Below are 15,971 nucleotides of genomic sequence, written 5' to 3'. Positions count from 1 at the left end.
GGGAATATAACTTACAAGGATGCTTACTGCTAACAAAGAAATTATCTTATTATTAACCGGGACTATTGAAAGAAACTCTTCAGATGTCCTGGCGGTGAAGGATCCTGAAATCAGAAAGCAGCAATATTTGGAAGCAATTTCATTTTATTTAGCTAATACCCCTTATAAAATTGTTTTTTCTGAAAATTCCGGATATTCCCTGGCTGAGTATTTTCCAGGGTCGGAGAGGTTGGAATTTATAACTTTTCAATCTCCGGTATCTTCTCCCGATAGAGGGAAAGGTTGGAAAGAGTTAGAAATTATAGATTATACTTTAAGAAAATCAAGATTTATTAAGGGTACCAGTTTAATCGTAAAAATAACCGGGAGATTAAAGGTTTTGAATATTAATAAGTTAGCAAATCCTGCTCAAAAGCTTATCTCATCGAATAATAAATTAGTGATGAGTAATATTTACCAAAGATTAAAAATGGATTCCAGGTGTTTTCTTTTTACAAAGGAATTCTGGCCTTATCTTAAGGAAAACGGAAATTCCATTAATTTGGGGTTCTCTTTTGAAAAAGCCCTATGGCAGGCAATTATGGATTTTAAACTCAAAGGGAAGGGGGATTATAGACAATTCTCCCAACCCTTGAGAATAAAAGGAATTAGTGGAGGTTTTGGCATACCATATAAACACGGGAATTTAATAATTTTCGTCAAACAGCTTAAACATTTTCTATGTCCTATCGCTTATCGGGAGATTTTAAAATGAGGTGTTTTCAAATGAATAATGATTAATTGATAACCGATGCAAACAGTTTTTATAGCTTTTACTTTAAAGAATTCTTCGGTTGCCGAATTTTTTGTAAGCCTGGCGAATAAACTATCAAAAACTCATCACGTAATTATTTTTACTTATGCCACTGAAGCTCATGATCTACTCCTTGATGAATCGATAAGCATTCTGGAATGGCCGTCCAGAAGACCTACAAAATTTGCCGATTTCCGGTTTTTAGTAAAAAATATCAGGGAGTATAAGCCTAAAATCTTAATCGCGAGCTTCGGAGCTGTTAATCTTTTTATTCTGGCAGGCTTTTTAATGGGGGTAAAGCACCGGGTGGCCTGGTATCATACCTTGACAAGTCAATTAGAATTTAAGCGATTCCTATTCTGGCGGAAAAAAAACCTATTCATTCTGGTTACCAGGATAATAGCAAATTCAGAATCGGCGAAGTTAGATGTCATCAGCGCCTTTAATATAAAGAATAACAAAATAGAAGTTCTTCCCAACGCCGTAAATGACCCCCTGATTGAGAGTGAAACTAATCCAAACAAATTAGTTTATGCCGGGAGATTACATAGCGTTAAAGGGATTAAAGTGCTTCTGAAAGCTTTGGGAATTCTTAAGGAAAGATATCCAAAAGTTTTTTTAGAAGTAATTGGAGGAGAAGATGAGCAGGGGCTTCTGCTGGAGTTGAATAAACTTACGGCACAATTAAACCTGGAGAAGAATATTCAATTTGTAGGGAATCAATCAAAAGATTATGTTTTGCAAGCCTTTTCCACAGCCTTTTGCAGTATTGTTCCTTCTTATTATGAAGCTTTTGGGTATGTGGTGATAGAAAGTTTTTCGGTGCAAACCCCGGTTATCGGTTCTAATACGACCGGGATAGCCGAAATTATAGAGGATGAGGTGAGCGGTCTATTATTTGAGCCGGGAAATCATCAGGAATTGGCATCACAACTCCTAAGATTATTGGAACAACCGCAATTTAGAGATGAACTTGCGGAACAGGCTTATAAAAGGTTTTTGGGGAAATATGAATTAAATAATGTAGTTGATAATTTTATTGAGCAATCTATTATCTTTAAATAAGGTTTTCCGGTTAAATGAATAAGGAACGAGAGGAAATAAATAAGCGACAAAGAGATTTTTATCAAAATTTTGATAAGAATTTACCCAGTAAGATCTGGTCTTATTTTAGGAATAACGCTTTGAACAGTCTTAAGAAACAGATTGGTGTAGAACAGGATATTTACGATTTGCATAAAAGCTGGTTTGGAGAGCTTTCACAAAAAAAGGTACTGGACCTTGGGTGTTATGCAGGAAATGTTTTGAGTATGCATCTCGCCCAGCACTCGAAGGAGTATCTGGGAATAGATCTTAGCCCTAAAGGCATTGCCCTCTTTAACCGAAGACTCGAGAATATCCCGGGTGCCAGGGCTGAGGTGATGGATTTTCTATCGGAAGAATTTAAAGAAAAAGATTTCGACCTGATCTATGCCTATGGGGTCTTACATCATTTTAAAGATGTAGATGAATTAATAAATACATTGCTGGAAAAACTTGTGGCAGGGGGCGAGATTATTAGTTATGATCCACTTCAAACCAGCAAGCCTATAAAGTTCTTAAGAAACATCTACCGTCCTTTCCAAAGCGACCGGGATTGGGAGTGGCCTTTTTCCAAAAAAACATATTATAAGTTCAAAATGGCATTTGAAATAAAGGAGCGCAGGGCTGTGCTTGGAAAGACCAAATGGAGTGCCCTTATTGGATTTTTGCCGCTATCTGAAGAAAAAAAACTAACAACGGCCAGAGCCTGGCATCAGGAGGACTGGGATATGTCTGCCAGTTCTGATGAACATATGTTTTCATGTATGCATTTAAGTATGCGCATGGCTAAAAAACCTGCAAAATGAGATTTGCCATTTTTACTCACGTGATTCATCATAGATTTGAGGGTCGTTATTATGCCTACAGTCCTTATGTGCGTGAGATGAATTTGTGGTTTAAATATCCAGAAGAAGTTGAAGTTGTGGCGGCTTTGGAGGAGAAAAGGAGAATTGGGGACCAGGAGACCAGGGGAATGGAGGATCCCTATCTTCACGAAAATTTGACTTTTACGGCTATCCCATCTTTTAATCTACTTGGTATTAAAAATATCTTTACCGCAATTTTTAAAATACCGGTGATTTTTTTCAGAATAATGGGGGCAATGCACCGTGCCGATCATTTGCATCTGCGATGCCCCGGGAATATTGGATTACTTGCCGCTATTGCCCAGATCTTTTTTCCGAAGAAACCCAAATCGGTTAAATACGCGGGGAACTGGGATCCCGATGCCAAGCAACCGCTCAGCTACAGGCTTCAGAAATGGATATTAAGCAATACGTTTTTGAGCCGGAAGCTCAAGGTATTAGTATACGGGGTCTGGCCAAATCAGTCAGGTAATATAATTCCTTTTTTTACCGCAAGTTTTTCTGAAAAGGATAGAGAATGGGTTCAAAAAGATTTCAGCTCGCCATATAAATTCATCTTTACTGGAAACCTGGTAAAAGGCAAGGGAATTTTTGAGACTATTGATTTTATTGAAAGCCTAAATAATAAGGGAGTCATTTCAGAACTAGATATCTATGGTGACGGAGTTCTGGAGGATTCTCTAAGATCGTATATTCAAAAACAAAAACTTCAAAATTGCGTAACTCTAAACGACCGTAAAAGCCTTGAAGAACTAAAGCAGGCTTATAGAGAAGCGTATTTTGTTGTTTTACTTTCAAAAAGTGAAGGCTGGCCTAAAGCCCTGGCAGAAGGGATGTGGTATGGTTGTATTCCCATAGCTACACCCGTTAGTTGTGTGCCCTGGATGTTAAATTACGGGGAGCGTGGTATAATAATTTCGGATATAGAAAAAAGAAAAAAGAATACAGAAAAAAGAGAAGAGAGAAGAGATAATAAAGAAAATTTTCTGATTGAAGAAGTGCCAGCTAAATTTCAGAAAGGCCGTCAGTTCGAGAGTTCTGACGGGATTTGGGATATATCGAGAACAGGTTTTTCTGAAAAAAATTTGGCAGTAATAATTAGCCTTATAAAAAATCCAGAAAAGTTAAAGCAAATGTCTATTGCTGCTCAGAAATGGAGTCAGCAATATACTTTAGAAAAATTCGAAAAGGCAATTCACGATATTTTAGGAAAGCAAAACTCAATAACCGAAAACCCACAACTGAAAACCGACAACTCAGAACAAACAACCCACATCAAAAAACAAAAAACAACAAACCACACACAACTAAGGGTATTACAACTTATCGATACCCTAAACCCCGGCGGAGCGGAAAGGATGGCGGTTAATCTTGCGAATTCGTTAGTAGCAGAGATAGTAACTTCTTATTTATGTTGTACCCGGGAGGAAGGCTTATTAAAAGAGGAGCTTAAAGAAGAAGTACGATATTTATTCTTAAATAAGAAAAAAAGTATCGATGTGCGGGCATTTTTGAAGTTAAAAAGCTTTGTGAAAAAAGAACAAATAGAACTGGTTCACGCCCATGGGACTTCCTGGTTTTGGGCTGTGCTTTTAAAATTATCTGGATTAAAAATAAAGCTGATCTGGCACGATCATTATGGGAATTCGGAACATTTGGAGCAAAGGGATATTAAATTATTAAAGCCCCTTTCCCGATTTTTCGACGGAATAATTTCAGTAAACAGTGATCTTAAAGGCTGGGCTAGAAAACGATTAAAGTCCCGAACCGTGATAAAACTTAATAATTTTATTTGTACTCATAATGATGCGAATTCAGAAGAGACTTTAAAAGGTAGTTCCGACGATTTTAAAGTTGTCTGTGTAGCTAACCTCCGTCCTCAGAAAGACCATTTGAACCTGCTTACGGCTTTTGAAAAGCTCAACATAGATGGAATTAGTCTGCATCTTATTGGAATAGATCCGGTTACAGCTTATTCGAAAGAAGTTCGCGAGAAAATATTCAATTCGGAAAAGAAAATTTATTATTATGGTAGCCTTCCCGAAGTCTCAGGCTTATTGAAACAGGCTGATCTTGGGGTGCTGAGTTCCCGTTCCGAAGGACTACCGCTAGCCTTGCTGGAATATGCCTTTGCAGGCTTACCGGTGGTTTGTACCGATGTTGGCCAGTGCAAAGAGGTTACTGATGAGAATGCTTTACTGGTGTCTGCGGGTAATCCCATCGCGCTTGTTGCTGCTATTAAGGAATATTATAGAGATAAGGAAAGTAGAGAACGCGATGCCACATCCTTGCAGAATAGGGTCAAAAAAGCTTATTCAAAGGAAGAGGTGCTTCCTTTTTTTCTAAAATTTTATAATAACTTGAGAAGCAGAAAATGGCTGGCATAAGTAGATATCAATTTAATTATATAGAGTTAGTTCTTATCCATTTAGGGATGGCGCTGTCTGTATATTTCTTTCGTCCTTCATCTTCATTTATTCTGCTAGGAGTTATTGTTTACTTCCTGTTCTTAACTATAGTAAAGGAAAACAATAACAATGAAGCTCTTATGGGGGCTGCTTATATCGCGGGAGGTGAAGTCTTTTTCCGGCAAACTGATGCAATGTTTTTTTATGAAACCGGGAAATATATGGTAATTATTTTCCTTTTGATAGGCATGTTCTTTAAAGGCACCTCATCCCGTACCTCGCCTTATTGGACTTACCTTTTAATCCTTATCCCGGGAGTAGTTGTTGCATCTATAACTATGAGCTATGAAGCTGAAATTAGAAAATTGGTTGCATTTAATCTAAGCGGTCCTGTTGCTTTGGGGATCACAGCAATTTATTGTTATTACAAAAAGATTAGGGAAAAGGATTTTCAAGCAGTGATCTCTTTTTTATTGATGCCTCTAATTGCACATATGTTTTATTTATATCTCTATACTCCCAATATGGTGGATGTGGGAATCAACCTTCAAGCGAATTATGTTGCTACGGGGGGGTACGGCCCCAATCAGATTTCTACGGTTTTTGGTCTTGGCGCTGTTTTATTGGCTATGCGATTATTTATTATCAAACATAAGCTTATAAATCTTATAGATATTGTTTTACTGGGTATGATGGGGTATCGAGCCTTAATCACTTTTTCCCGCGGAGGCGTATTTACAGCTATTGTTTGTATTGTCGCATTCCTTGTTTTTCTATATTATAAGAAAGGCTCTCGGGAAAAATACCGTTTAAACTTTAAGATCCTCCTCCTTGGAGTTGCAAGCTTGATAATATGGTTATTTTCTTTGGCCCAAACTGGAGGTTTATTAGGTAATCGCTATACTAACCGGAATGCAGCAGGACAATTGAAAAAAGATATAACCACAGGCAGGGCTGAACTGGTAGAAACAGAACTACAAGCTTTTTTAAACCATCCGGTTACTGGTATAGGTGTTGGAAAGGGATATGAGTACCGACTGGAAAATCAGGATATATCGATTGCCACTCATAATGAGATTAGCAGAATGTTATCAGAACATGGCCTTCTGGGGCTTGTTGCTATTCTTATTCTTATCTTAGTCCCTATAATTTTCTGGACAAAGTTTAAGAACAATTATTATTTTTTGGCGTTCTTAGCATTTTGGTTTTTAACCATTAATCATTCGGCAATGAGAATTGCCCTACCGGGCTTTGTTTATGGATTGGCCTTATTATATATAGTAGATGACAAAAAGCATCCTGTACATAGGAAACGACTTACAGATTAACAGCTTTACGGCAACCTATATATCTTTTTTTAGCAAAATGTTGCGGAAGGAAGGTTATAAGGTGAAAACGGCTTCTACCCGAAGCAACAAAGGCCTGCGTCTAATCGAAATGCTTGGACTCATTGTGCGCTATCATAAAACTACCGATGTTGTGCTTATCGATACTTATGGGGCGATGAACTTTTACTACGCCTATCTAGTGGCTAAAACCTGCCAGGCTTACGATTTGGACTATATACCAATTCTACACGGTGGGAACCTTCCGGAACGCTTACACGCTTCCAAAAAATACAGTAAGAGTCTCTTTGGAAAAGCGAAAATCAATATAGCGCCTTCTAAATTTTTGTACGATATTTTTAAGGCTGAAGGTTTTAATAATACCAGGATTATTCCCAATGCAATTCAAATGGAGAATTATCCGTTTAAAAAGCGAGAAAATTTTGCTCCTAAATTATTATGGGTAAGAAGGTTTCAAAAAAGATACAATCCGGTGATGGCTTTGGAGGTTTTATTGTTGCTGAAGAAGGATTATCCCAATGCTGAATTATGTATGGTTGGGCCCGATAAAGACGGGACTATGAGAACCTGTAAAAAATTCGCGGCCAAACATCAACTCAACCTGAAATTCACGGGGAAATTGAAGAAAAAAGACTGGGCTAAACTTTCCAAAAACTACGATTTCTTTATCAATACCACCAATATTGATAATACTCCCATTAGTGTTATTGAAGCCATGAGCCTTGGCTTAGCGGTAGTTTCTACCAATGTAGGCGGTATGCCAATGCTTATTGATAATAATACAGATGGTACATTGGTGCCGGTTAATAACGCTAAAGCCATGGCCTCAGAAATTGATAAACTCATCAAACAGCCTGAAGAAGCAAGAGTGATTGCTAAAAATGCCCGTGATAAAGTAGAGGCCTTTGCCTGGAAAAAAGTGAAAGCCGCTTGGGATGAGGTCTTAAACTCATGAAAAATCTGCTTTATATCGGCAATGTACTGGAGCTTAGAGGAGGTGCCCCCACATCTATAGATCGTTTAGCCCCATTATTTAGGAAAGAAGGTTTCCCGGTAAGAACTTCATCTGCTAAAAAGAATCAGTTGCTGAGGTTAGCTGAGATGATGACTTCTATAATTAGAAATAAATCCTGGGCAGATGTGGTGCTTATCGATACCTATAGCACCCGGAACTTTTGGTACGCCGTACTGACGGCAAAACTTTGCAGTAAATTGAATCTGGATTATATCCTTTTACTTCACGGAGGAGGTCTCCCTGAAAGATTAAAAAATATTCCAAAATTATCAGCTTCTCTATTTAAAAAAGCAAAACTGAATATTGCGCCTTCACTTTATCTATTTGAAGAATTTCAACTAGCAGGATTTAAAAATATTGAATATATCCCAAATTCCATTTTTCTGAAAGACTATACTTTTAAAGCAAGAAAAAACTTGAAACCTAAATTGCTTTGGGTGCGCGCTTTTGCCGAAATTTATAATCCGATGTTGGCGATTAACGTGTTAGAGGATTTATCAAAAGAATATCCCGATGCAAGACTTTGTATGGTGGGGCCACAAAAGGATGAATCTTATAAAGAATGTGTAAGTTATGCTGAAAGTAATAAGTTGCCTGTAAAGTTTACAGGGAAACTAACTAAGCAGGAATGGACTGATCTTTCAAAGGAATATGATATTTTTCTAAATACTACGAATGTGGATAACACCCCGGTAAGTTTAATTGAAGCGATGGCTTTAGGCTTTCCAATTATTTCCACTAATGTTGGTGGAATTCCCTACTTGGTCAAGGATCAAGAAACCGGCCTGCTAGTTCCGCCTAAAAATAAATTGGCAATTTTAGATGCTATTAAATCCCTGTTAGAAAATTCGAATTTAGCGGAAAACCTAAGCCGAAACGCTCGTAACCAGGCAAAAAAATTTGATTGGAAAATAGTGAAAAAGGAGTGGAAGGAAGTTTTACTCGATTAATTGATGATTTTCACTGTTACTCTTCATTTCTAGCGACATAGGTGCGTGGTAATCTTTTTAATGCGAAGGTTTCCAATTGAAAAGATTGCTTCAGTCGTACCTTTTTCGCAATGACGAATGCATTATCTTTTTCAGGGTCATCTCTAAAAGCTCCTCCTCTTTTTTAGTCCCGCCTCTTATTTCTTAAACCTTGTTTCATTTCCCCCGATAGAAAGATGTAGAAATCAAAAAAATTCTATCTTTATCCCGTAAGCAGGTAATTCATGTCTCAACGACCCCTTGTACATTTTGAAATCTCTGAGCGTAAGGTCCTACTGCGTTTGCTGGACTCTCTGTGTATTCTAACCAGCCTCAGTCTCATAGGAATTATCTTTGAATTTGATTATTTTCGGGTAGATTCTCAAAACTGGTATTGGACGCTGGTTTTACTGCTATATTTCAATCTTTTTGCAAGTATTTTTGAGCTTTACGATCTGCAAAAGGCTTCAAAATTTGATAGTGTATTACAAAATTCGATATTGAGTGCCGGAGCGACTGTGCTATTCTATATGCTTACGCCTATTTTAACTCCCAGCCTGCCTGAAAATAGGCTCCAGATTCTCTTTTTCTTCCTGGCTATTTTAATTCCGCTACTTTTATGGCGCCTTGTCTATATCACTTTAATTTCTTCCCCGCGCTTTTACAAGCGTGTTTTGGTAGTTGGAAACTCTTTTGATATTAATCTTATAAGCTCCGATCTTCAAAAGTCTGATCCCAATTATATGGTTGTCGGTTATATAAAGACAGAAGACCGAATACAGTCAGAAATTGATGAAGATAAATTGATAAGATTTGAGATCAAAGATATTAGGGAAGCGATAAAAGAGCATCATATCAACGAAATTGTGGTTGCCAGCGGATATAAAAAAGGTTTAATGCTGTCATTGTATAATCAACTGAGCTATTTGCTTAAAGCAGGCTTTCCAATTAAAGACTATACACAGGTTTACGAGGAAGTAACACAAAGAATTCCGGTGCAGCACGTAGATAAAGATTTCTATAGATATTTTCCTTTTAGCCGAAGCAACCAGAATAAATTCTACCAGGTTTTCTTTAGAATATTTGATGTGATTATCGCGTGTGTGGGGTTAGTATTTTTTATTCTAATACTTCCCGTCTTATTAGTGGCAAACTTGATGGGAAACCGCGGTTCGCTTTTTTATCGGCAGGAAAGAATAGGTAAATACGGTGAGGTTTTCAGGATTTTGAAATTGAGAACTATGGTAAAGGATGCAGAGCTAAACGGACCGCAATATGCCGAAAAGAATGATCTACGAACTACTCGTTTCGGAAAGTTCTTAAGAAGATCAAGAATTGATGAAATTCCGCAGTTTTATAATGTTTTAAAAGGAGAGATGAGCCTGATTGGTCCTAGACCCGAAAGACCTGTTTTTGTTGAGGAATTATCTCAAGTAATTCCTTTTTATGAAACCCGCCATGTGATAAAACCCGGACTAACAGGTTGGGCCCAGGTAAAAGCGGATTATGGAAATGGCCAGGCCGATAGTCTTGTAAAACTGCAATACGATCTTTATTATATAAAACACCGGGGCATTTTTTTAGATCTCAACATCATTTTAAAAACACTGAGCACCATAATTTTCTTTCGGGGACAGTAATTCAGTTGTCAGTAAGCAGTATTTTATAATGCTCTATATACATTAAATTCCTGGTCGGTTGCGCTTATATTTTACCACTGCAAATAAGAAAATAAACAAGGCCAGGAACTGCGCGACTCTCGCTAAATAATCTCCGTGCTTTACATAAAAAGTTTTATTTGAATTAAGGTGAATATCAGACTTTATACTTCCTTGTTTTTCGTAGCCAAGACTTTTAGTTACTTCTCCTTTTTGATTTATAAATGCTGAAATACCTGTATTGGCGCTTCGCACAACATCCCGTCTTGTTTCAATGGCGCGTAGTTTTGCATAACTAAGGTGTTGCTGGTGGCCTTGCGTATTTCCCCACCATGCATCGTTTGTAATTATGCTAAGAAAATCGGCGCCATTTTCTACGTAGCCTGTTACATATTCGCCATATACAGATTCGTAGCAAATAATTGGTCCTGTAAACGATTGGTTATTTAGAACAAAAGCTTCGCGGTCTTCCTGGGTTGTTTTCATCGCTACAGTTCCTCCCAGATCAATCATTACATCTCCCAAAATAGGTTTTAATATATTTTGGTATGGAAAGTTTTCTACGCCAACCACTAGTTTGGATTTGTGATATAACTGTGGAATATCTTCAGCATTCATTAAAAATGCCGAATTATAATCGTCGTACCAATCCATAGGGCCTATTTGATTACTTTGCTCTCTAACTTTCGCCGGGTCATTGAATCTCTCGTAAAAGGAAATTCCGCTAAGGAAATTGGCTTGCGGATATTTATTGATAAGTTGTCTTGAGAAGAACGCCGCTTCAGATTGTTCAAAATTTGATAATACCGTGCCGTCAGCAAAAACGGTTTCCGGAGCCACAATTAGTCGAGTGCTGTCACTAACTTTTTCTTCACTTAATTTCAGTAATAATTCTCCAATTCGGGTGTCAGTGGTATTATATTTTTCGGTGTACGGATTAATATTGGGTTGTAGAATAACCACATCCATCGTTTCTCCTTTTTCCTCCACCTGGCTCAATAATAGGTATGAAATCCCTATCGGAATTAAAACGAGTAAACTCAACTTGAAAATTCCGCGGTAAATTAAACTTTTATCTTTGAATTCTTTATAAAGAAGTACGGCTTTAAAAACAGCGATATTGCCCAGCCACACCCAAAGTGTACCGCCAAAAGTGCCGGTATATTCATACCACTGGACCCAGTTTTGAAATTCAGAAAAAGCATTCCCTAGATTTAGCCAGGGCCAGGAAAATTCCCAGGCGAGATGGAGTTTTTCAAAAACCATCCATATACTGATTAGAAAGGCTGAAGCTGCGCTAAATCCGGTTCTTTTCGCTACTATGTGGTACAGCATAAATACGAAAGCCATAAGCAGGGAGTTCACCAAAATAGCGAATGCACCACCAAAGGCTGTAGAGAAATAAATCCAGTAAGTGGTAATAAGATTCCAAAGGAAAAAGCTAAGATACGCCAGTCCAAATACCTTCCATTTTATAAACTTTTTTTCAGAATTTCTAACTTTAAATTCTGCATATAATAGTGGAACAAATGCAAAAAATAAAAGTAGGGGAAAGCCATAAGTTGGCCAGGCTAATGCTAACAAAAGTCCGCTTGATATCGCGTAAATAAGATTTTTCATACAAGGAAATTCTGCTCAAAAATAGCAAACTATTACTTTTTATAGGTGTTTAGATAATTTCTTTGAAGTTAAAGCTTTTGTAATTGTTCTTTCTGAAATTAAAAAAACTTGTAGAAACAGATCGCAATTGCTTAGTTTAGTATTTTAGAAAACCGATCTATGACTATAAAAAGACATATTCCGAATATTATTACGCTTTTAAATCTTCTCTGCGGAACCATCGCGGTAATTTTTGCTGTACAGGGAAGTCTAATTATGGCTGCAATATTTGTTGCTGGTGGGATCTTTTTCGATTTCTTTGATGGTTTGGCTGCCCGAAGCCTAAATGTAGCCGGAGAACTTGGGCTGCAGTTAGATTCGCTAGCCGATGTGGTTACGAGTGGTGTGGTACCGGGAATTGTGATGTATCAGTTACTGGACAATGCACTTCCGGGAAATTCGGGTGTAGAAAATACCGGCTGGGAAGTTGATCCGGGCTGGTGGGATTGGAATTTTAATACGCTTGCTTTAATTGGGTTATTGATTAGTTTAGCTTCAGCCTATAGATTGGCAAAATTTAATGTGGACGATCGCCAAACCGATTCGTTTATAGGCGTTCCCACGCCGGCCAATGCACTTTTGATTTTAAGTTTTCCGCTTATTCTCACTTACCAACCCGATAGCTTTTTAACCGGCTTAATTTTAAACGAATGGTTTTTGATTGGTCTTACTTTTTTAAGTTGTTATCTTTTAAATGCAGAAATAAAACTATTCGCACTTAAATTTAAAAATTGGGGTTTTGCCGATAATAAATTGAGATACTTCTTCCTGCTTTTATGCCTGGCGCTTATCCTGGTGTTCCAGTTTGTAGCTGTGCCGCTTATTATACTGAGTTATGTGCTATTGTCGGTAGTTTTTCCGAAGAAAGAAGAGGTGTAAGAGAAAAATAAAAACCTCACAAATTTTTCGAATCTGTGAGGTTTAAGATTATTATCTTATTCTTAAAGAAGGTATAGTTTTATAATATATTATTGATGAGTTTGTGTCGTCACCCTGAACTTGTTTCAGAGCCTGCCCCGATTTTTTTCGGGGGTCTAGGTTGTTAGATGCTGAAACAAGTTCAGCATAACGTTTTCGACGGTTCGGGTTGGCTTCAGAGAATACCTCAATTTGTATTAGATTCCCGAAAATGAATTTGGAATAAAGTCTGAAACGAGTTTAGCCCAGTGTTCTTTTCTCCACTTTATTACTTAAATAATTTCTTTTTCCTTAGCTCAAAGTTCTGTCCCAGGTAAACCTTTCTTACCATTTCGTCTTCTGCGAGTTCTTCCGGTTGACCATGTTTTAGGATACTTCCTTCAAACATCAGGTAAGTTCTGTCGGTAATAGCAAGGGTTTCCTGCACGTTGTGATCGGTGATAAGAATACCGATGTTTTTGTCTTTTAATTGCGCAACAATTCTTTGAATATCTTCCACCGCCACAGGGTCTACACCTGCAAAAGGTTCATCCAGCAGAATAAAACTAGGGTCTGTTGCCAGTGCACGGGCAATTTCTGTACGTCTTCTTTCACCACCACTTAAAAGATCACCCCGGTTTTTGCGAATATGGCCTAATCCAAATTCCTCGATAAGGGTTTCCATTTTCTCGTGGCGTTCTTCTTTAGAAAGATCGGTGAGTTCCAGTACACTCATAATATTATCTTCAATACTGAGTTTCCTAAAAACTGAAGCTTCCTGAGCAAGGTACCCAATTCCATATTGAGCCCTTTTATACATTGGAAATTTGGTAATATTCTCTTGGTCTAAAACTATCTTACCGGAATTTGGTTTAATAAGCCCCACGATCATATAAAAAGAAGTGGTTTTCCCGGCACCATTGGGCCCAAGTAATCCAACGATCTCTCCCTGGTTTACTTCCAGCGAGATCCCTTTTACAACTTTCTTTCCTTTGTAGGCTTTAACTAAATTCTCGGCGCGTAATTTCATTTAAAAAGACATTTAAGACCTAAAGTACATTTTTTATGCCAGCCTATTCCTGATGTGCGGTTTCCAAAGCTTCCCAGTATTCATGAGCTCTTCTAAGGTGAGGAATAACAATCGTTCCCCCAATCAAAGTTCCAATACTAAGGGTTTCCATTACCTGTTCCCGGCTTAAACCTTCTTTAAAACTGGATTCTAAATGGTATTTTACGCAATCATCACAACGTAAAACAAGCGAGGCTACAAGACCTAGTAATTCTTTTGTTTTTTTATCTACAGCACCTTCCGAAAAGGCGTTGGTATCTAAATTGAAAATCCTTTTAAGAACTTTATTGTTCTCACCCAGAATTTTATCATTCATCTGCTGACGGTAAGCATTGAATTCGTCAACTTTATTGATCATAGCTATTTTTTATTAATTTTTCTTAGTTCTTGTTTGTAGATCACTTTTGAAATAAGAATACTTACTTCGTAAAGTATCAATACCGGAATGGCCACAATTATTTGGCTAACAATATCAGGAGGAGTTATTACAGCTGATAGAATCAGTACTATTACCAACGCATATTTTCGATATTTTTTTAAGAATTGCGGAGTTACTACGCCAACTCTGGTTAGGAAATAAATTACTATGGGTAATTCAAAAATAAGTCCGCTGGCAAGCACTGAGGCTCTAACCAGGCCAATATAACTACTCAGGTCAAAATCGTTAAAAACGGCTTCACTAACCTGGTATTTTCCGAGGAAATTTATTGATAAAGGAGTTACTACGTAATATCCGAAAACTACTCCAATAAAAAACAGGAATGAGGTTATGAAAATAAATCCTTTTGCGTGCTTGCGTTCGTTATCATGCATTGCAGGCGCCACAAACTGCCAAAACTGGTAAATTACATAAGGAAATGCAATTATAAAACCGGCCGTAATTGAAGTCCAAACGTGGGCAGAGAATTGCCCGCCCATAGTTCTACTTTGAATTCTAAAAGGCATTTCGTCAAAACAAAATCCGGCATCAAGGCCAAGTGAAGAAGATATCTTACAAAGCATATCGTAAGAAAAGAAATCGCCTCTACTAGGGCCAAAAAGTAATACGTCAAAGATGAATCCTTTTAAAAGAAAGGCTATAGAGCCGGCTACAACTATTGCGATAACCGCACGTATTAAGTGCCATCTTAAATCTTCTAAATGGTCCAAAAAGGACATCTCTGGTTCAGGGGTGCCAATTTGCTTCATTATAAAATTCCTTCTCGAATTAGGTTATGGATATGTACGACACCCGAATAGGTTTGGTTTTCCAGTGCCAGTAATTGGGAGATCTTATTCTCTTCCAGCATTTCTAAAGCATCTACCGCCAGGGCATCCTGGTCTATAGTTTTTGGCGCTGGGCTCATTATATCTCTTGCAGTAAGATCTTTAAATTCGGTGTTGTTTTTAAGCATACGCCTTATGTCACCATCGGTAATTATACCTATAATTTTATCGTTTTCAATTACTGCGGCTACACCAAGCATTTTTTCTGAAATCTCAATAATTGCATCGGTAACCGAAGTTTCTGGGGCAACCTGCGGTTTCATATTTTGAGCGGTAATGTCGCTAACGCGTAAATATAGCTTTTTCCCCAGGGAGCCACCGGGATGATATTTTGCAAAATCTTTCCTTGAAAAACCTTTCAGCTTTAAAAGGCAGATAGCAAGTGCATCACCAATAACCATTTGCGCAGTTGTACTTGTTGTAGGTGCAAGGTTATTTGGGCAGGCTTCTTTTTCAACATAAGAATTCAAAACAAAATCAGATTCTTTTCCTAGGAAAGAGTCTCTGTCGGCAGTAATGCCGACAAGTAGGTTTTTGAAATCTTTAATATAAGGTACTAGCACTTTAATTTCTGGACTATTTCCACTTTTAGAAATACAAATTACTACATCCTCTTTTTGTATGGTTCCCAGATCGCCGTGAATAGCATCTGCAGCATGCATAAAAATTGCGGGAGTGCCTGTAGAATTAAGTGTGGCAACTATTTTAGTGGCAATAACGGCGCTTTTTCCGATGCCTGTAACAATTACCCTTCCTTTAGCTTTGTAAATGTGTTCTACAGCTTCAGCGAACTCACTATCAATAAAATTTTCCAGGTTTGCAATTGCTTTGGCTTCAATGGAAATGGTTTCTTTAGCTGCGGTAAGAATTTTTTCCTTCAGTTTCAAATTTTGATAAAATTAAGGATTGTGAGTTTAAAGAAATATGTATCTTTAGTTATGCA

General features: G+C 37.7%; 14 protein-coding genes. 9 read left to right on the top strand and 5 right to left on the bottom strand.

The window, feature by feature from the left end:
• Positions 1 to 19 precede the first annotated feature (19 nt).
• The 8 genes from APB85_RS14250 to APB85_RS14215 all read left to right on the top strand — a co-directional run bounded on the left by APB85_RS14250 (position 20) and on the right by APB85_RS14215 (position 10,119).
• Positions 20 to 754, top strand: coding sequence for a hypothetical protein (locus APB85_RS14250; RefSeq protein ID WP_057482086.1), 735 nt, complete (start codon positions 20 to 22; stop codon positions 752 to 754).
• Positions 755 to 790: 36 nt separating this feature from the next.
• Positions 791 to 1,858 (top strand): glycosyltransferase family 4 protein, encoded by a 1,068-nt coding sequence (locus tag APB85_RS14245; protein ID WP_057482085.1) that lies wholly within the window; start codon positions 791 to 793, stop codon positions 1,856 to 1,858.
• Between the two features lie 14 nt (positions 1,859 to 1,872).
• Complete coding sequence (locus APB85_RS14240) at positions 1,873 to 2,682, top strand: class I SAM-dependent methyltransferase (protein WP_057482084.1); 810 nt, start codon at positions 1,873 to 1,875, stop codon at positions 2,680 to 2,682.
• The gene (locus APB85_RS14235) at positions 2,679 to 5,129 is read left to right on the top strand and encodes a glycosyltransferase (protein WP_063870584.1); all 2,451 of its coding nucleotides are present in this window, start codon (positions 2,679 to 2,681) and stop codon (positions 5,127 to 5,129) included. Before APB85_RS14240 ends, APB85_RS14235 begins: the two co-directional genes overlap by 4 nt.
• Positions 5,117 to 6,478 carry an O-antigen ligase family protein gene (locus APB85_RS14230; protein ID WP_057482083.1) on the top strand — a complete coding sequence of 454 codons (1,362 nt, stop codon included), beginning with the start codon at positions 5,117 to 5,119 and terminating at the stop codon, positions 6,476 to 6,478. The genes APB85_RS14235 and APB85_RS14230 overlap by 13 nt, the downstream gene beginning before the upstream one ends.
• Positions 6,435 to 7,451, top strand: a complete 1,017-nt coding sequence (locus tag APB85_RS14225; RefSeq protein ID WP_057482082.1) for a glycosyltransferase family 4 protein — start codon at positions 6,435 to 6,437, stop codon at positions 7,449 to 7,451. The genes APB85_RS14230 and APB85_RS14225 overlap by 44 nt, the downstream gene beginning before the upstream one ends.
• Positions 7,448 to 8,461, top strand: a complete 1,014-nt coding sequence (locus APB85_RS14220) for a glycosyltransferase family 4 protein (RefSeq protein ID WP_057482081.1) — start codon at positions 7,448 to 7,450, stop codon at positions 8,459 to 8,461. The genes APB85_RS14225 and APB85_RS14220 overlap by 4 nt, the downstream gene beginning before the upstream one ends.
• 263 nt (positions 8,462 to 8,724) lie before the next feature.
• Positions 8,725 to 10,119, top strand: a complete 1,395-nt coding sequence (locus APB85_RS14215; protein WP_057482080.1) for a sugar transferase — start codon at positions 8,725 to 8,727, stop codon at positions 10,117 to 10,119.
• A 42-nt stretch (positions 10,120 to 10,161) separates the two neighbouring features.
• Here the strand turns inward: APB85_RS14215 and lnt are convergent, their stop codons facing one another.
• Positions 10,162 to 11,757 carry an apolipoprotein N-acyltransferase gene (lnt, locus tag APB85_RS14210; RefSeq protein ID WP_057482079.1) on the bottom strand — a complete coding sequence of 532 codons (1,596 nt, stop codon included), beginning with the start codon at positions 11,755 to 11,757 and terminating at the stop codon, positions 10,162 to 10,164.
• A gap of 159 nt (positions 11,758 to 11,916) precedes the next feature.
• Here lnt and APB85_RS14205 point away from each other — a divergent pair, with 159 nt between their 5' ends.
• Positions 11,917 to 12,675 carry a CDP-alcohol phosphatidyltransferase family protein gene (locus APB85_RS14205; protein WP_057482078.1) on the top strand — a complete coding sequence of 253 codons (759 nt, stop codon included), beginning with the start codon at positions 11,917 to 11,919 and terminating at the stop codon, positions 12,673 to 12,675.
• A 307-nt stretch (positions 12,676 to 12,982) separates the two neighbouring features.
• On the opposite strand, the gene lptB is transcribed toward APB85_RS14205, so the two are convergent.
• The 4 genes from lptB to APB85_RS14185 are packed head-to-tail and all read right to left on the bottom strand — an operon-like array spanning position 12,983 to position 15,915.
• Complete coding sequence (gene lptB, locus APB85_RS14200) at positions 12,983 to 13,723, bottom strand: LPS export ABC transporter ATP-binding protein (RefSeq protein WP_057482077.1); 741 nt, start codon at positions 13,721 to 13,723, stop codon at positions 12,983 to 12,985.
• A 43-nt stretch (positions 13,724 to 13,766) separates the two neighbouring features.
• Entirely contained in the window at positions 13,767 to 14,120 is a 354-nt protein-coding gene (locus tag APB85_RS14195; protein WP_057482076.1) for a carboxymuconolactone decarboxylase family protein, read from the bottom strand.
• 2 nt (positions 14,121 to 14,122) lie between these two features.
• Positions 14,123 to 14,950 carry a twin-arginine translocase subunit TatC gene (gene tatC, locus APB85_RS14190; protein WP_057482075.1) on the bottom strand — a complete coding sequence of 276 codons (828 nt, stop codon included), beginning with the start codon at positions 14,948 to 14,950 and terminating at the stop codon, positions 14,123 to 14,125.
• Positions 14,950 to 15,915, bottom strand: a complete 966-nt coding sequence (locus APB85_RS14185) for a KpsF/GutQ family sugar-phosphate isomerase (RefSeq protein ID WP_083482208.1) — start codon at positions 15,913 to 15,915, stop codon at positions 14,950 to 14,952. Before APB85_RS14185 ends, tatC begins: the two co-directional genes overlap by 1 nt.
• Between the last annotated feature and the right edge of the window lie 56 nt (positions 15,916 to 15,971).

The organism is Salegentibacter mishustinae (assembly GCF_002900095.1).
Classification (GTDB): Bacteria; Bacteroidota; Bacteroidia; order Flavobacteriales; family Flavobacteriaceae; genus Salegentibacter; species Salegentibacter mishustinae.
The sequence above is the reverse complement of the archived record's forward strand: the minus strand, read 5'-3'. Positions and strand labels throughout refer to the sequence as shown.

Bases quoted from the DNA above. Each gene is read 5' to 3' on its own strand.
- tatC (WP_057482075.1), bottom strand. From the start codon at position 14,950: ATGAAGCAAATTGGCACCCCTGAACCAGAGATGTCCTTTTTGGACCAT.
- APB85_RS14195 (WP_057482076.1), bottom strand. From the start codon at position 14,120: ATGATCAATAAAGTTGACGAATTCAATGCTTACCGTCAGCAGATGAAT.
- APB85_RS14230 (WP_057482083.1), top strand. From the start codon at position 5,117: ATGGCTGGCATAAGTAGATATCAATTTAATTATATAGAGTTAGTTCTT.
- lnt (WP_057482079.1), bottom strand. From the start codon at position 11,757: ATGAAAAATCTTATTTACGCGATATCAAGCGGACTTTTGTTAGCATTA.
- APB85_RS14240 (WP_057482084.1), top strand. From the start codon at position 1,873: ATGAATAAGGAACGAGAGGAAATAAATAAGCGACAAAGAGATTTTTAT.
- APB85_RS14245 (WP_057482085.1), top strand. From the start codon at position 791: ATGCAAACAGTTTTTATAGCTTTTACTTTAAAGAATTCTTCGGTTGCC.
- lptB (WP_057482077.1), bottom strand. From the start codon at position 13,723: ATGAAATTACGCGCCGAGAATTTAGTTAAAGCCTACAAAGGAAAGAAA.
- APB85_RS14220 (WP_057482081.1), top strand. From the start codon at position 7,448: ATGAAAAATCTGCTTTATATCGGCAATGTACTGGAGCTTAGAGGAGGT.
- APB85_RS14225 (WP_057482082.1), top strand. From the start codon at position 6,435: ATGACAAAAAGCATCCTGTACATAGGAAACGACTTACAGATTAACAGC.
- APB85_RS14250 (WP_057482086.1), top strand. From the start codon at position 20: ATGCTTACTGCTAACAAAGAAATTATCTTATTATTAACCGGGACTATT.
- APB85_RS14205 (WP_057482078.1), top strand. From the start codon at position 11,917: ATGACTATAAAAAGACATATTCCGAATATTATTACGCTTTTAAATCTT.
- APB85_RS14235 (WP_063870584.1), top strand. From the start codon at position 2,679: ATGAGATTTGCCATTTTTACTCACGTGATTCATCATAGATTTGAGGGT.
- APB85_RS14215 (WP_057482080.1), top strand. From the start codon at position 8,725: ATGTCTCAACGACCCCTTGTACATTTTGAAATCTCTGAGCGTAAGGTC.